This is a genomic window from Microbulbifer aggregans, assembly GCF_001750105.1.
Taxonomy (GTDB): domain Bacteria; phylum Pseudomonadota; class Gammaproteobacteria; order Pseudomonadales; family Cellvibrionaceae; genus Microbulbifer; species Microbulbifer aggregans.
The window spans coordinates 2,091,601-2,107,978 of record NZ_CP014143.1 but is presented as its reverse complement, the minus strand read 5'-3'; the positions used below and the strand labels follow the sequence as shown (position 1 = coordinate 2,107,978).

General features: G+C 60.7%; 12 protein-coding genes. 3 read left to right on the top strand and 9 right to left on the bottom strand.

The features are described from left to right. Positions 1 to 5 precede the first annotated feature (5 nt). The 4 genes from AUP74_RS09065 to AUP74_RS09050 all read right to left on the bottom strand — a co-directional run bounded on the left by AUP74_RS09065 (position 6) and on the right by AUP74_RS09050 (position 4,713). On the bottom strand, positions 6 to 695 hold the full coding sequence (locus AUP74_RS09065; RefSeq protein WP_083260896.1) for an ATP-dependent zinc protease family protein: 690 nt from the start codon (positions 693 to 695) through the stop codon (positions 6 to 8). A gap of 244 nt (positions 696 to 939) precedes the next feature. Further along, positions 940 to 1,263, bottom strand: coding sequence for a YqcC family protein (locus AUP74_RS09060; protein ID WP_069947295.1), 324 nt, complete (start codon positions 1,261 to 1,263; stop codon positions 940 to 942). 49 nt (positions 1,264 to 1,312) lie between these two features. After that, positions 1,313 to 3,451 carry an ATP-dependent DNA helicase DinG gene (gene dinG, locus AUP74_RS09055; RefSeq protein WP_069947294.1) on the bottom strand — a complete coding sequence of 713 codons (2,139 nt, stop codon included), beginning with the start codon at positions 3,449 to 3,451 and terminating at the stop codon, positions 1,313 to 1,315. Positions 3,452 to 3,543: 92 nt separating this feature from the next. Continuing rightward, positions 3,544 to 4,713: a 1-acyl-sn-glycerol-3-phosphate acyltransferase gene (locus tag AUP74_RS09050; protein ID WP_069947293.1), complete on the bottom strand. Its 1,170-nt coding sequence runs from the start codon at positions 4,711 to 4,713 to the stop codon at positions 3,544 to 3,546. A gap of 285 nt (positions 4,714 to 4,998) precedes the next feature. Here AUP74_RS09050 and nhaC point away from each other — a divergent pair, with 285 nt between their 5' ends. The 3 genes from nhaC (at position 4,999) to pgi (ending at position 10,003) form a co-directional block, all read left to right on the top strand. Further along, positions 4,999 to 6,489: a Na+/H+ antiporter NhaC gene (gene nhaC, locus AUP74_RS09045; protein ID WP_069947292.1), complete on the top strand. Its 1,491-nt coding sequence runs from the start codon at positions 4,999 to 5,001 to the stop codon at positions 6,487 to 6,489. Next, entirely contained in the window at positions 6,486 to 7,541 is a 1,056-nt protein-coding gene (locus tag AUP74_RS09040; RefSeq protein ID WP_069947291.1) for a DUF3549 family protein, read from the top strand. Before nhaC ends, AUP74_RS09040 begins: the two co-directional genes overlap by 4 nt. 839 nt (positions 7,542 to 8,380) lie before the next feature. Continuing rightward, positions 8,381 to 10,003 (top strand): glucose-6-phosphate isomerase, encoded by a 1,623-nt coding sequence (pgi, locus tag AUP74_RS09035; protein WP_069947290.1) that lies wholly within the window; start codon positions 8,381 to 8,383, stop codon positions 10,001 to 10,003. 54 nt (positions 10,004 to 10,057) lie between these two features. Here the strand turns inward: pgi and AUP74_RS09030 are convergent, their stop codons facing one another. From AUP74_RS09030 to AUP74_RS09010, 5 genes are all read right to left on the bottom strand, one after another. Next, on the bottom strand, positions 10,058 to 10,705 hold the full coding sequence (locus AUP74_RS09030; protein ID WP_069947289.1) for a MarC family protein: 648 nt from the start codon (positions 10,703 to 10,705) through the stop codon (positions 10,058 to 10,060). A gap of 22 nt (positions 10,706 to 10,727) precedes the next feature. Next, positions 10,728 to 11,489 carry a slipin family protein gene (locus tag AUP74_RS09025; protein ID WP_069947288.1) on the bottom strand — a complete coding sequence of 254 codons (762 nt, stop codon included), beginning with the start codon at positions 11,487 to 11,489 and terminating at the stop codon, positions 10,728 to 10,730. Between the two features lie 48 nt (positions 11,490 to 11,537). Continuing rightward, positions 11,538 to 13,013, bottom strand: coding sequence for an NfeD family protein (locus AUP74_RS09020; protein ID WP_069947287.1), 1,476 nt, complete (start codon positions 13,011 to 13,013; stop codon positions 11,538 to 11,540). Between the two features lie 124 nt (positions 13,014 to 13,137). Next, the gene (gene ggt / locus AUP74_RS09015; RefSeq protein ID WP_083261107.1) at positions 13,138 to 14,736 is read right to left on the bottom strand and encodes a gamma-glutamyltransferase; all 1,599 of its coding nucleotides are present in this window, start codon (positions 14,734 to 14,736) and stop codon (positions 13,138 to 13,140) included. 321 nt (positions 14,737 to 15,057) lie between these two features. Beyond that, the gene (locus AUP74_RS09010) at positions 15,058 to 16,074 is read right to left on the bottom strand and encodes an aspartate carbamoyltransferase (protein ID WP_069947286.1); all 1,017 of its coding nucleotides are present in this window, start codon (positions 16,072 to 16,074) and stop codon (positions 15,058 to 15,060) included. Between the last annotated feature and the right edge of the window lie 304 nt (positions 16,075 to 16,378).

Genomic DNA, 16,378 nt, shown 5'->3' with positions numbered 1-16,378 from the left:
TGTAGTTATTTTGGCTGCGGTGGCCGTGGCTGTCCCTGTACCTTGCGCCGGCTCACGTCGACCACGGCGGCATCCTTGAGGAAATTCCGTCCCACCAGCAGACGGTAGTCGAGGCTGGTGCGATCAGTCAGGTTCACCTCCACCATGTGAGTGACGTCACCCACAGTCAGGCTCATGTTCACCACTGGGCGCCGCTGGGTCTCAAAGCCGGGCCGGGCCACACGCACATAGCGCTTGACCGGCAGCTCGACGGACACGCCGTCATCCTCGTCACCAGCACCGACTTTGAAGCGCACCCATTCCTTGCCGTCCCGCTCAAACGGTTTCAGCTCGGTCACACTCAGGGATGAGGTGGGGGCACCGGTGTCGATTAGGGATTCGAGCAGCAACCCGCCCGGCTCGATGGCCACAGTTTCCACGCTGCCCAGTACCAGCTTGTCCTTGGCGACGGGCACTTCGACGACTTTTTCATAAGTTCGTTCAATCACGCGCTCGACGACTTTGACCTCGGGCTCGGCACAGACCACCTCTTGCACCGGTGGACACTGCTGGGCCGCCTCCCGGGCAGCGGCAGCTTCGGCAGGGGGCCCCGACTCGATAACTGCCGGAGTCGATTTCTGCCAGGGGAAGTGCAGCGACTCGCAACCGGCCATGAGCGGGGCGAGCAGCAGCAAAATTAAGGGAGAAGTCCGCATTCTTATTAACTACCTTGGGCCTGACGGCCGTCCATTTGCGATCATCGCAATCTGGCTATCCGTGCTTCTCTGACGCCGGAGAGTTCCCGCCTCCGTCTCGCGCAAAGGGCGGATATTACCGCATCCATACTGTACCTGAACAGCGACCGACTGTCCGGGCATCGTCACATGTCAGGACTGACATGTTCCAGAACGGGAAATCGAGAGGGGAGTATAGACCGGAGGCCATGGCCTCCGGGCCGCTTCAGCCCTGCTGCAGAAGGGTATCGATGTCTGCCAGCAGGGTGATCAGGGGCTCGCCGCCCCCAGTATTGCGGAAGAATTCCTCGGCGATGGGCGCAATCCCACATTGCCGCGGCAGAGGCTGCTCCAGTTCAATCAGCTGGCTCATCCGCGGCAGGAAGACAAACTGCAACCACTGCGGCAGGGAAAGGGTGTCGACACAGAAAGGTTCGGTACTGGCCAGGGCTTCCGGCGCCGGCGGCTCAGCCTGCCAGAGGTTCTGTCGGCGCAGCTCCATTTCAAGCTGCAACAGTTGGTCAGCGACTTCCAGGTAAATCGATTGCATCAGCTACTCCGTGTCGGGGCGCCCGCCAGATTGCAGGCCTTCTTAACACTTATACGATATGGCGCGTGAACGGCGGCAGCGAATCCAGGATGGCGCGACCGTAGCGACGGGTCACAATCCGACGGTCCAGCAGGGTAATCATGCCCTCGTCTCCCTCCGCCCGCAGTAGGCGTCCGCAGGCCTGCACCAGCTTGAGCGCGGCATCCGGCACGGTGATCTGCATAAACGGATTGCCGCCACGCGCCTCAATCCACTCCGCCAGTGCCGCTTCAATCGGGTCGTCAGGCACCGCGAAGGGCAGCTTGGCAATCACCACATGACGACAGTAATTGCCCGGCAGGTCCACGCCCTCTGCAAAGCTGGCAAGGCCGAACAGCACGCTGCCGGTGCCACCGTCGACCGCCTCACGGTGCAACTCCAGCAGCCGCTGGCGCGACTGCTGCCCCTGCATCAGGATGCGATTGTGCCAGGTACCGGGCAGGGATTCGTAGACAGTTTCCATCTGCCGGCGCGAAGAGAAGAGCACCAGAGCGCCGCCCTCCCCCTCCAACAGCCCCGGCAGGGAGTCGACCAGCGCATTGGTATGAGCATCCGCGTCGCCCGCGTCCACCGCACTGGCGGGCACCTGCAACTTGGCCCGGGAAAAATCAAACGGACTCGGCACCACTTCATAGCAAGCGTTGTCCGGTGTACCGGCCCGCATCTTGAGGCGATCGAAGCGGCCCAGCGCGGTCAGTGTGGCCGAGGTCAGCACAGCGCCAAAGCAACGCCGCCACAGGCTGTACTCGAGGGTCTTGCCGGCGAGGATCGGGGAACTGCACACCTCGAAGTCCATGGAGCCACCCCAGTCCACCAGTGTCACCCAGCGGGCCTGTGGCAGGGCGCCCTCGGCGTCAGGGCGGGCATAGTTGGCCCAGAGCTGCAGGTTTGCCTCAGCGCGGCCATACCAGCTACCCAACTGCGGATACCAGCGCTCAAGATCCACCGCCGGTACGGGCGAATGCGGGTCGTCCAGCAGCCGCTGGGCGGCCTGCAGCATCTTGCCCAGTAGCGCTTCCAGCTCGTCGAAATCTTCCCGCAGCTTCTCGGCCAGCTGCATCAGGGACTCGGGCACCACACCGCCCTCGAAGCGGTGGCGAACCGTATTGCCGCGCTCATCCTCGAATTCACACAGCTCCTCAATCAGCGGCCACATCTGCTCCAGCCCCTGCTTGGCGGAAGTGAGCAGCGCCGGCAGCTGCTCGCCGCAGCGATCGATCTCGGCGCCATCGCCGATTTCGCCCAGCATCTGGCCCAGGTTCTTGTTGGCCTGATCGAGCCAGCCAGTGGAGGCGCCCACCCGGCTGTGATGGGAAAAGTGGTTGAGGGCCTTATCCGGCAGGTGATGGGCCTCGTCGAGCACGTAAATGCACTCTTCCGGTGGCGGCAGAATGGCGCCGCCGCCGAGCGCCAGATCTGCCAGCAGCAGGTCGTGGTTGGCGACGATCACCCGGGTTTTGCCAAGGCTCTCCCTGGCGCGGAAGAAACTGCAATTGGTCACATGGGGACAGCGGCGGCCGCTGCACTGGCGGTGGTCGGTGGTAACCCGGCCCCAGTCTTCGACCTCGATGGTATCGGACCAGTTATCGCGGTCGCCGTCCCACTTACCGGTGGCCAGCTTGTCGGCCATATCGCGGTAGAGATTCGCGCTGTCCTCGCCGATCTGCGGCAGCTCATCCTCGTACAGCCCCATGCTGGTGCCGATGCCGTTACCGCTGAACTCGGTCAACAGCTGGTCCAGCTTGCTCAGGCAGAGGTAGCGACCGCGCCCCTTGGCCAGGCTGAAATCGAACTTCAGGCCACTGTGGCGAGCCACCTCGGGAAGGTCCTTGTGGATGATCTGTTCTTGCAGGGCCACGGTGGCGGTGGACACCACCAGCGTCTTGTCGTGGGCCTGGGCCAGGGGGATGGCAGCGAGCAGGTAGGCAACGGTCTTGCCCGTACCGGTTCCGGCCTCCACCACACAGATATGCTCGCCGTCAGTTTTGCCGTGATCCCGCTCACCGGCACCATCCTGGGCAATGCTGCCGATCGTGCGCGCGATCGCGGCCACCATCAGCTTTTGGCCGTAGCGCGCCTTGAGAGAACGGCCGGCCAGGAACTGACTGTAGGCAGTTTGAATGGATTTCTTTTGTTGATCGGTTAGCACTGGGAACGCCGGCACGCTGGTTGAGACGGAAGACGCGCAATGGTAACCGATTCAACGGTCCCACCGCGCGCTCGAACGGCACGCGGTGGGGATTATTCGTAGGCGAGCTTGGAAACCACCGGGTTGGCGTAGGACTGAATGGCCTGCCTGCGCCAGCGCTCATCCATACGATCCATGCGCTCCTCGAACTTCTGCCGGATCTCCCGGTGCTCGTCCGGCCGCCACTCCCGCGGTGGCCATGAGACCGGCAGGTCTGGCGCCTCACCGTAGAGCATTTCGTAGGCGATCAGGTTGGTGGGATGCAGGACGTAGTTGCCGATAATCTGGCGATCAATCTCTTCTGCAAGAGTGGACACATCATGGTAATCGCCCTCGATGGGCGTACCGAAGGCAGCGTGTACATGGCCTTTCTGACCCACCACGCCCTTGGCAATGGACTTCAGGTCCTCATGCTTGCTCTTGTTGTAGCCCTCGGGGTTTGCCTCGAAGTAGATCTGCCGCGCTTTCTGCATGTCGCAGGGGTCCCACTCATAGGAAATCGACAGTGGCACGATGTGCAGCTTGCGCCAGAACTCAGCAAACGAGGTTTCCTTGTCCTTGGTCATGGCGAACATGGCACACAGGGCCGGGTTGGTCCGGTCCAGCCCGTCCTTGGCACGTCCGGAGCGCTGGGCAATCCACACATGCTCGTTGTCGTTCACTACCGAGTGGTAGATGTAGTTAGACAGCTGGGTAGCTGCCGCCAGCTTCTCGCGCCGGTTACTGGACTTGCGCTTGACGGTGAAGCACTTGTTCAGCTTCATGATATCAGTGGCAAACTGCTTGCTGAGCAGGTTGTCGCCGATGGCAATTCGGGATGTCTCGTGCCCTTCCTTATACATGGACAGAATGGAGAGCGCCGGATCCATGGCGATATCGCGGTGATTACTGACGAACAGGCAGGCGCGATCCTTGGGCAGGGTGTCCAGGCCGGAGATGGTCAGCCCATCGCTGGTGCGGTTGACCACCATGTCCATATACTTGGCCACCACCTCCTGCACGCCGCGCACGTCGTGGGCCTTGCGGAACTCAAAGCGCAGGAACTGCCTTACCAGCCAGGCGATCGGCCCCTCCAACTTGGCCAGCTTCGGCACCAGGAAATGGGCGGCCGCGTGGGACATCTCGGGGTCCGCGATCATACGGTCGAGGGCCTCGCGTACCTCGTCGTCACGGTACGGGCGCATATCCTCGAACTGGGCGGGATCCAACTCACTTGCTCTCATGGAATCACTTACCTGCCTACTGCGGTGCCGTGAATCAGCACTCTGGGCTTCTTCTTACCTGATCCTAGCCGCCCGGCATCCGGACGGCACGCGATCGGCGGCCAGGGCCGCGCCGGCGCAGAACATACCGGAACCGCAAGGGAACTGCCAGTGCCCGACTCGACCGCCCGGTGTGGACAGGCGGCGGCGCAGCCGGGAGAATAACCCGCTTGTTTGCGCTCAGACGCCGAGAACAACGATAACGAGCCCGCCACGCCGGGCACCGCAACAGAGCAGGAGTAAAGCTTGAGCCAGCCAGACACCCCCTACGAGCCCCGCAAGCCCAGCCTGCGTGACTCCCTGATTCCACTGGGCATACTGATCGCCCTTTTGTCCCTGTCGGTCTACTTCTTTGGAGCCGACTCCTCCTACGGCCCCAACCAGATCGCCCTGCTGCTCTGTGCCGGCGTCGCCGCGCTGATGGGCATGAAAAACGGCCGCACCTGGGAGGACATGGAAGGCGGCATGCTGCACGGCATCGGCCTGGTCTTCGGCGCCATCCTGATCCTGCTGGCAGTCGGGGCACTGATCGGCAGCTGGATCCTGGCCGGTACGGTACCGTCGATGATCTATTACGGGGTACAGATTCTGTCGCCGCAGTGGTTCTATGCAGCCAGCTGCATCATCTGCGCCATCGTCGGTCTCAGTATCGGTTCCAGCTGGACCACAGCCGGCACACTGGGTGTTGCCCTGATGGGTATCGCCGCCGCCCTGGGCCTGTCTCCGGCAGTCACTGCCGGTGCGGTCATCTCTGGCGCCTATTTTGGTGACAAGATGTCGCCGCTGTCAGACACCACCAATGTGGCCGCGGCCGTGACCTCCAACGATCTGTTCCTGCATATCCGCCATATGCTGTGGACCACCATGCCGGCCTTTGTCATCGCCCTGGTGGTATTCGCCGTGATCGGTCTGGCTTCGGACACCGGCAATGCATCCGCCTCGGATATCCAGGCGCTGCTGGATGCCCTGACAGCGGAGTTCAATATTTCACTGGTCAGCCTGCTACCCCTGGCGCTGCTACTGTTCATGGCCTGGCGCAAGATACCGGCCTATCCGACCCTGATCATCGGCGCCCTGGTGGGCTGCGCCATTGCCCTGGTGTTCGAATCGGAAACCGCCCGACGCCTCGGCGGCGGTGAAGGCGCGCTGGCGGGCCTCAAGGGCGCCTGGTACAGCCTCTTCGACGGCTATAAATCCACCTCCACCAATGAGAATGTGGCGGCACTGCTTTCCAAGGGCGGTATGAGCAGCATGCTCAATACCGTCTGGTTGATCGTCTCCGCCATGGCGTTTGGCGGCGCTATGGAGCGCGCCGGATTCCTGGAGCGCATCGTCGACTGGGCCCTGTCGAGAGTGAAGACCGTCGGCGGCCTGATCAGCTCCACTGTACTCACATGCTTCGGTATGAACGCGGCAGCGGGCGACCAGTACATGGCGATCATCATCCCCGGCCGCATGTTCCGCGAGGCCTATACCGAGAAGGGCTTGCACGGACTCAACCTGTCCCGAACCCTGGAGGACTCGGGCACCATCACCTCGGTGCTGATCCCCTGGAACACCTGTGGTGCCTATATGAGCGCCACACTGGGTATCGCCACTTTCACCTACGCTCCCTTTGCCATCTTCAACCTGTTGTGCCCGCTGCTGGCGATCGCCTATGGCTGGTTCCACTTCAAGCAGATGCCACTGGCAAAGGAAGACATCACTGACGCCGAAGGAGAGCTCAAACGCGCATGAGCAACGCGGGAACCCTGAGTGCACTGATAGAAGAAGCGGACTTCAGGCTGCGCTGGTTCGACCTTGGCCGGCGGGTACGACTCGTCTCGCGAGCCGACGCCGAAGCATTCGAGGCCGGCGTGGCACCCTGGCCTTTTCCCTACCTTCGCCACGCCTGGACCGGGCTCCTGCTCTGGCCCCGCGAAGGTGGCGAGCCAGTGGTGTGGTTTTTACGCCTGCCGCTGGACGAGCAGGGCAAACTTCAGCTGCCAGTGCGCGACGGCTTCCTGCGTCGCCTGAACCTGGCCCTGAAGACCAGTGGTGAAGCACAGGAGAAACAGGCTCCGGCCGAAGCTCTCGATGCGGCACTGCAGGCCAGCGGCCTGCTATTTGAGCCGGCGCCCGAGCGGCAGGCCTCGTTTCATGCCCGCTCATCCCTCCTGCTCAAGCGTCCGACCAGTGAGCACTTTGCAAAAACACTCGCGTATTTCGAGGCCCCGGAGCGAGTCGCCTGGGACCAGCTAGCGCTTCAGGGAATTGCTGATCTCGCGGCCCGCTGGGAGGAGCACCGGGATCTGCTCGAGCGCCGCATCCCGGAGCTCGCCGGACCGGTATTTATTACCCTGTGCCAGTGCCTGGAGAGCGAGGTCATCGATCACCGTATTGCCGGCGTCATCGCCGATCGCGGGCGTCAGGTCATGGCGAATGAGGATGGCAACCGGGCGGAGATTGCTGCTGCAGTGCGAGGTCTGTCCCATTCGGTCGCCAGGGGATTGCGACAGGACTTCCTGCAAGACCTGCTCACCTCCAAGGCGGCGAGCGACGGTGAAACCCTGGCGGCCATCGGCAGCCGGTGTGCCGATGATCTCGAAAGTAGCGAACTTACCGCCCTCTGGCTCAAGGCCCTTTCCTGCACCCAGAGCCAGAACACCTTCAACCTGCTGCTCAGTGACCTGATGTACCTGCCGGCGGTGCGCAGCGCGATCCTCGATGCAGTGCGGGACCCCGAGCGCCCGGAAAGTGTTGCCACCGCATTTGGCAAGTTTCTGCATGGCAGCGGCCCGGTTCACTGAACCGCGGCACTGAATTCTCCGGTCCTCGTGCCTTTCACCCTGATTTTCAGGCTGCCACAAACCCGCCAAGCAACTATCTTTGCAGCGGTGCAATCGAAACTAAAAAGTTTGGTGCCGCACCTGCCTGACGCAAAAACTCTCTGATTTTTTTCTGCGCATTTTTTGCGCGAAGCCAAAAAATTAAATTTTCAGCGCCCCGCAATGGAGCCCGGTCAGTTCTGGCAGGAAACCCCTTAAATTTAGGTGTTTTTAAGCGACAAACTGGCGCTGGAATAACCCAGAGTTACCCCTTGGCGGCTATTTAAACCGCGTGCCTATTACACTCCAAAGGGCGGTATCTTTGTAGAAAATATTTTTACAAAGCTGACCAAACAGGTGACGTTTTATTGGCTATGCTGATAGCTAACATCAACGGAAAGGAGTTAGGGGATGAATTTCACTCCAGCCAAGTACTTACTCGGAATTATCAGTGCACTGGTTCTGGCAGGATGCTGTGCAGCGCCAACACCGCCGGCATCCTGTCCTCCGGGCTCTGAGCAGATTCCGCTTTCAATGGCGTGCCCGGCTGACGCGGATTGCTGGATGGCATCCGACGACGTTCGCTGCATGAAAGTGGTCAAGTAAGGAAACTTTTCAGGTTACTCTCGCAGTTTTCCTGAAAGGTCTTTACGAGACCTGTTCAAACTAGCAATGCCGCTTTCCAAAGCGGCATTTGCTATTTTACCCTACCAGAAACTCTCGCCCGCTGGCTCCCCCCCCAAAATCCCGCTAGCATTGAGCACCCTAGTGGCGGCTAAAAGCCGCGACCATCATTCAAGCAGCAATAATCAAGAATTATCATGACCTCCGAAACTCCGACGGTTGACCGCACCGCAGCCATCGCCCGGTTGCAATCCCATCAGGAAAAGCACAAGTGGTCCCTTCGCGACCTGTTCTCCACCTCCCCTGACAGGGCAACGCGTTTCAGCGCTGATGCAGCCGGGATCTATCTGGACTTCAGCAAGAATCACTTGCGGGAGGAAACCCTGGAGTTGCTGCTGGGCCTGACCGAGGAAGTCGATCTCCGAAAGCAGATTGAAGACCTGTTATCCGGCGCAACCGTCAACAATACCGAACACCGCCCCGCGCTCCACACGGCCCTGCGTTTTCAGGGCAAACCCGCCACTGAACACGAGCAGGCGGTGGCCGACTGCCGCGCTCAGATGCGCCGTTTTGTCGAACAGGTGCACAGCAAGCAGTGGACCGGCTACACCGGCGAGCCCATTCGGCATGTGGTGAACATCGGTATCGGCGGGTCGGACCTGGGCCCGCGAATGGTGATGGAGGCCCTGCGCCCCTGGGACCGCCCGGATCTTTCCGTGCACTTTGTCGCCAATATCGATGGCGCCGACCTGAGTGATACCCTCGCCACACTGCCGCCGGAAAACACACTGTTTATTGTTGCTTCCAAGTCTTTCTCCACCCTGGAGACGCGCCAGAATGCGCTGTCAGCACGCCAGTGGATGCTGGATGCCGGCTGTCGTGAGGATCAGCTCGCCCAGCACTTCGTTGCCGTCAGCAGCAACATTGTTGCGGCGCAGGATTTTGGTATCGCGGCAGAAAATATTTTTCCCATGTGGAGCTGGGTTGGCGGTCGCTACTCCCTGTGGTCTGCAATCGGCCTGCCCATCGCCCTGGGCTGTGGCTTCGATGCTTACGAGCAGCTGCTGGCCGGTGCCAACGCCATGGACAGCCACTTCGCAGAGGCGCCCTTCTCTGAAAGCCTGCCGGTACTGATGGCTCTGATCCACTTCTGGTATCGCCAGTGCTGGCAGACCGGCAGCCAGGTTGTCCTGCCCTATGCACAGAGGCTGGCAAAATTCCCGGCATGGTTGCAGCAGCTGGATATGGAGAGCCTCGGCAAGGGCGTCGACCGCGATGGGCACCAATTACCCTATCCGACTGGCAGCGTGATCTGGGGTACCGAAGGCAGCAACGGCCAGCACTCTTTCCACCAGCTGCTGCACCAGGGGACGGACATGATCCCGGCCGACTTCATTGCCATCAAGCAGCCCACCTCGGAGCTGGTGGAGCAGCACCGCTGGCTGCTGGCCTGCTGTATCAGCCAGAGTCAGGCACTGTTGCAGGGCAAGAGCCAACAGGAAGCACGGGAGGAACTGGAACAGCAGGGCTATACCCACCGCGAGGCCCATGCTCTGGCGCCCCACAAGGCCATCCCCGGCAACCGCCCGAGCAACACCCTGATCGTGGAAAAGCTGGATCCGTATCACCTGGGTGCGCTACTGGCACTCTACGAGCACAAGGTGTTCACCATGGGCTGCCTGCTGGGCATCAACCCCTTCGACCAATGGGGCGTGGAGCTTGGCAAGTTGCTGGGCAATGCGGTGCATGATGCCATTGGCAAAGAGGCACCCGCAGAATGGGACGGATCAAGCCGCGAGCTGCTGGCCCGCCTGTTCTAGCAATCATCCCTCGGACGATGGGGCCATCGTTCTCCAGCAATACCTGTGGGCTGCTCACGTCATGGGCAGCCCAGTCTCCTTAATGAGCGCCAGCCAGCGCTCGATCCCCTTCAGAATCATATCGATGGCAAAGGAGCCGGTGAACAGCGCAGTAATCCTGCCCGCCACCTCCACATATTTACGCACATAGCGCTCATGCCGGGTCTGCACCCAGTCGTAGAGCACTTTCAGCAGAATCAGAGAGATCAGCGCAATCGCCATCGCCATGGTAATCGCCAGGGAGCCTCCGGCAGCGCCAAGCCTACTGCCCGCGAGAACACTGGCACTGATGGTGCCCGGCCCGACAATAAACGGCATGGCGATCGCCCCAGCCACCTCCTGGGAATGCAGGTTGATGGACTGTATGGGTGCCCCCACCCCCAGCGTCAGGCGAATACCAATGATCAGGAAGGTGATACCACCGAAAATCAGGAAAGCGAGAAAACGCACCTGCAGCACGTCATCGAAGATCTTCTCGCCGAACCAGGCAAACAGGAGAAATACAGAGAGACTGATCAGGAAGGCTCGGAGCAACAAGCCCGAAAAGACCTTCAGTTCCAGGCCGCGAATCAGGTCGAGCAGGTAGACACTGAGGATAAACGGGTTGAGCAGGACCAGTAACAGTAAAAATGCGCGGTTGAACTGCGCCAGGTCCAGCTCCATCGGTTACCTCCTCGAGCTCGGCTCAGGATTTCTCCCCGGCCACTTTTTTGATCATCGGCTCGATCAAGTCTAGAGGTAGCGGGAAGACAATTGTGGAATTCTGCTCACCGGCGATATCGATCAGCGTCTGCATATAGCGCAGGGTGATCGCATTGGAGTTCTTCGACAGCTCGTCCGCAGCCTCAGTCAGCTTCATTGCCGCCTGAGCCTCACCTTCCGCGTGAATCACCTTGGCGCGACGGGAGCGCTCGGCTTCTGCCTGTCGGGCGATGGCGCGGATCATACTCTCGTCCAGGTCGATGTGCTTGATCTCGACGTTGGTCACTTTCACACCCCAGGCGTCAGTCTGCTCATCGAGGATTTTCTGAATATCCACATTGAGCTTATCGCGCTCCGACAGCATTTCGTCCAGCTCATGTTTACCGAGTACCGAGCGCAGGGTGGTCTGGGACAGCTGGCTCACTGCCTCGTGGTAATTCTCCACGTTGATGATGGCTGATTGGGGATCAATCACCCGGTAGTAGACTACCGCATTCACCTTCACCGACACGTTGTCCCGGCTGATGACATCCTGGGTCGGCACATCCATCACCACGGTACGCAGGTCCACCCGTTCCATGGTCTGGATAATCGGGATGATGATGATCAGGCCCGGTCCCTTCACCGCCTGAAAGCGGCCGAGAAAAAACACCACCGCGCGCTCGTATTCACGCAGGATGCGGATCGCATACATCAGCAGCAGCGCGATGGCTGCGATCAACAACCCCAGAAAATAACTCACCATGACTTCACTCCCTTGTTGCTGTTATTCCATATCGCCTTACCAGGGCGATTACTCGGGCTCTACCTGCAGCCAAAGACCCTGCTCTGCTACGACCTTCACGTGCTGCCCAGGCACCAGATCCACGTCACAGTGGGCGCTCCAGATCTCCCCACCGATCATCACCAGGACCTCGTCTTTCTCCACCGACTTCACCGTGGCAGTGCGTCCAACCATTGCCAGGTCACTGGCCACCCTGGGCTGGCGCAGGCTGCGCCCCACCGCCATCAGTAGCCCCAGCATGGCGAGACCGCTGACACCGGCCACGGCACCGATCAGTTTGCGGGAGACCTGCATACCGGGTACATCGCTGTCGATCAGCATTACCGAACCGATCACCAGCGCGATCACCCCGCCGATGCCCAGGGCACCGAAGCTGGGCATAAAGACCTCGGCAACGATCAGCAATGCTCCCACGATAATCAGCGCCAGACCGGCATAGTTGATCGGTAGTACCTGCAAAGCGTAGAAAGCCAGCAACAGGCAGATGACGCCGACGATACCCGGCACTAGGGCACCCGGGTTATAGCCTTCGAAGATGAGTCCATAGATACCGACCAGCAAGAGAATATAGGCCACCTGGGGATTGGTGATCAGCGCCAGCAGCTCATTGCGCCAGTCCGGCTCGTACTCGCGCAGCGGCAGCTCGGCAATATCCTCCTGTACAGTGACCTCACCGGATTCCAGCTGGACTTTGCGCCCGGCCAGTTGCGCGATGAGATCCTCGGGGTTCTTGGCAACGATATCGATCACGTTTTCTTCGAGGGCCTCCCGCGCTGTCAGCGTGGCGGCTTCCCGCACCGCTTTCTCCGCCCAGTCGGCATTGCGACCATAGCGGTTGGCGAGACCACGGATATAGGCAACCGAGTCATTGATGACCTTGCGCTCCATCGCACTACCGGGTTTGGGCGCTGGGCTTTCTTCCGATTTCCCGGCGTTGTCTGTTTTCGTGTCACCTTCGGACTTGTCTCCGTCGCCTTCCTGATTCGAACGCTCTGCAGCGCCACTGCCCGCACCTGGTTCCTGCCCGGGCTGCTGGCCTGGTTGCGGCTGTCCGGGAGCACCGCCCATCTGCACCGGAGTGGCAGCACCGAGGGTGGTCGAGGGGGCCATCGCCGCCACGTGGCTGGCATAGAGGATATAGGTGCCCGCACTGGCCGCTCGGCTGCCAGCCGGGTAGACCAGGGTGGCGACGGGGATGTCTGAGGCGAGAATATTCTGGATGATGTCGCGGGTGGCGGCGTCCAATCCCCCCGGGGTGTCCATCTGGATCACGAACAGACGAGCGCCCTGCTCCTGGGCCTCTTCCATCGCCCGTTCCAGGTAGTCCGTGGTGGCAGGACCAATGGCGCCATCAATGGAAAACTTTGCGACGTGGGGAGTGCGCTCCTGCTGGGCAATCGCCAGCGAAGCGAGAATGCCCAGCAAAAGCAACGCAAACACGCCACGTCTGGGCAGGTACATTCTTTCTGAAATCCACTTCAGCATGGCACCAATCCTGGCTGCGAGAATGTCGGTCGTTGCAGGTTATCAGAAATAGCCTCTGGCGACAGCGAAGCCCGCGGGGCGGAACCTTGCCCCGCTCAGCAACACGGTTCAGCGACGCTCGCTGTCACATGCAACTTTCAAGGAGACATTCCATTGTGAGGACCCGTGCCGTGCCGCGCCCGCTGGATTGGGAAGCCGCATCGAGCTGGCCGTCCCGCTCCACGATCACCTGCAGATCACCGAAGCCGCGCCGGTCCAGCTTGTAGCCCATCTCCTGCAGCTTCTCCCGCGTCGATGCATCGAGGCCCCCGTGGTGGCGAATCACATCCCGCGGCCACAGCTGGTGATGAAAGCGTGGCGTGTCCACGACCTGTTGCGCATCCATACCGAATTCCACCGCATTGAGAATGGACTGGTACACGCTGCTGATGATGGTGGTGCCGCCCGGGGAGCCGGTGACCATTTTTACCGTGCCGTCACGCAACACAATGGTGGGGCTCATTGAAGAGAGCATACGCTTGAACGGCTGCACTTCGTTGGCCTCGCCACCCAGTGCACCGAACACGTTGGCCACCCCCGGCTTGGCACTGAAATCATCCATCTCGTCATTGAGCAGGAAACCTGCCCCCTCGACCACGACACCACTGCCAAAACCGAGATTGATGGTGGTGGTATTGGAGACTGCATTGCCCCATTGATCGACGATGGAAAAATGCGTGGTTTCCTCACTCTCCGGCAAACCCGGCTGGATTGCCGGTGTCGGTGAAATGGCCGCGAGGTTCAGTTCACCAGCGCGTTTGGCAATGTACTCATCCGCCAAAAGCTCACTTATCGGCACCGGGTAAAAATCCGGATCACCCAGGTACTCGGCCCGATCGGCAAATACACGCTTGCCCACCTCCGCCAGCAAATGCAGGTAGTCAGCGCTGTTGTGGGCGGGCTGGTCATTGGCGGCCAGCGCACGGTCATACATTTTCAGCCACTGCACGACGGCAATGCCGCCGGAACTGGGGGGAGCCGCCGACACCACCTGCATATCGCGCCAATCAGCAACGATGGGATCGCGCCATTTTGCCTCGTACGCGGCGAGATCAGCCTCGGTAATCAGCCCGCGGTTTTCCCGCATAAAGGAGGCGATGATCTTGGCAGTCTCTCCGCGATAAAAGCCATCCGGCCCTAAATCGCGAATACGACGCAGCGTCGCCGCCAGCTCCGGCTGTCGGAATATCTCCCCGGCCTGCATAGCTCCGAAATAACGGGCAAAGTTGACTGAGGGATGCTTCCCCTCAACCTCCTGCGCGAAGTCCGCTGCATAGTGTGCCAGTGGCGCTGACACCGCAAACCCCTGTGCGGCAAGTTTCACTGCAGGTGCCAGCAGCTCTGCCCAGGGTTTCGTGCCGTGACGCTGATGCGCCTGCCACATGCCGGCAACCGTGCCCGGCACGCCCGACGCCAGTACGCCGTAGAGGGAGAGGTCAGGGATTACGTTGCCCTCTTCATCGAGGTACATATCCCGCCTGGCCGCCGCAGGCGCCATCTCGCGATAGTCGAGGAAATACTGCTCGCCGTCCTTGTGCACCAGCATGAAACCGCCACCGCCAATATTGCCCGCTTCCGGCAGCGTAACGGCGAGCACAAACTGGGCCGCGATGGCTGCATCCACCGCATTACCGCCACTGGCAAGCACCTCACTCGCGACTTCGGCGCTAAAGCGATCAGGCATGGCAACAGCCGCCTGGCGAGGCGCCGCCAAAGATACCGAGGAAACTGCGAAAAAGAGCAGGAAAGAGAAAACAGTAATACGCACGATCGGCCTTCCTTTTATTGTTGGTAGCACGCTAACCCTGCACCCGGGCAAACGCAATAACCTTGAGTGGGCAGATCGCACACCAGACAGTAAGAAACAATGGCCAACCGTTGCCAACTTACGCCGGATAGGAAGCTGAGAAGGGAGGGAGGAAAGTAAGCGGGGGCTTGTGATTAAGAGAGAATCAACCGTGCAAAGCCCCCGCCCCACAGTTATTGCGGAACAGGGGCTGTCGGATCAGGCCGGGTTGCGGCGGCTCTGCCAGCGGACCGGGTAGGAGTACTCGTCCACCTGGTCTTCCACCCCCAGCAGCATGGCGAACAGGGCCATACGCACCAGCAGGCCATTATCGGTCTGGCGGAAAATTGCCAGGCTGGGATGTTCATTGAGATCGGTATCCAGCTCGTTGGCCTCGGCGCGCGAGTCCCGGGGCAGTGGATGCATGATGACCGTGTTGGGCTGCGCGTAACGGGTAAAGATCTCCCGATTCAACCGGAAGCGGCCGCGGTACAGATTGGCCTCTTCCTGGGACGCGAAGCGCTCTTCCTGAATGCGAGTGGAATAGACGATGTCCACTTTGGAGATGCTGTTTTCGAGCTGATCTGTGACCTCCACCGTGTGACCAACTGCCCGCAGCTGCTCTACCAGCTCCTGGGGCATGGCCAATTCAGGCGGCGACACGAAGACAAGGTGGACCTTCTTGAACAGGCACAAGAGCTTGCACAGGGAGTGGACGGTGCGGCCGTGCTTGAGGTCACCAATCATGGCGATGCGGAAGTCATCGAGCGCACGCCCGTTACCAGACAGCTCCTTGCGGATGGTGTAGAGATCCAGCAGCGCCTGGGTCGGGTGCTCATTGGCACCATCACCGCCATTAACCACCGGCACCCGGCTTGCCGCAGCGAACTCGGCCACCGAGCCGGCCTGCGGGTGACGCATGCAGATCACGTCGCTGTAACCGGACAATACGCGGGCGGTATCGTACAGGGACTCGCCCTTGGCCATGGCACTGGCAGTGATACCGACAGTCTCCCGCACAGTGCCGCCCAACAAGTTGAAAGCGGCGCCGAAACTCAGGCGCGTACGGGTACTCGGCTCCAGGAACATGTTGCCGAGAATGGCACCCTCAAGAACACGGGTGACCTTCTCCCGGCGCGCGTAAGGCCCCATGGTGTCGGCCACCGCGAAGATGCGGTCGATATCGGCCCGCTCGAACTGGCCGACAGAAAGGATATTGGCTCCGATAAAGTCCATCGCTACTCCACTGACTGCGCCATCCGGCGCTTGCTTTACCGGGGCGCATTCTACTGGAAAACGGCCCCCGGCCCATCCCGATATTGTTGCAGTTTAAGGTGACCACGGGCGAGCGGGACAGGTGGGGGCGGTTAAAAGATAGCTCGGGGCGGGCCTGCCGCCGGGGACCGCTGTGCGAGACACGCCGTGAATACGTCCCTGTAGGCTTGTCTGCGAGATCCCTCTCGCAGACAGTCTCGCAAAGCCGTTCCCGGCACCCGGCCCTTAGCATTCAGGCCATTTCCTACTACAGTGCTGCAAAAAG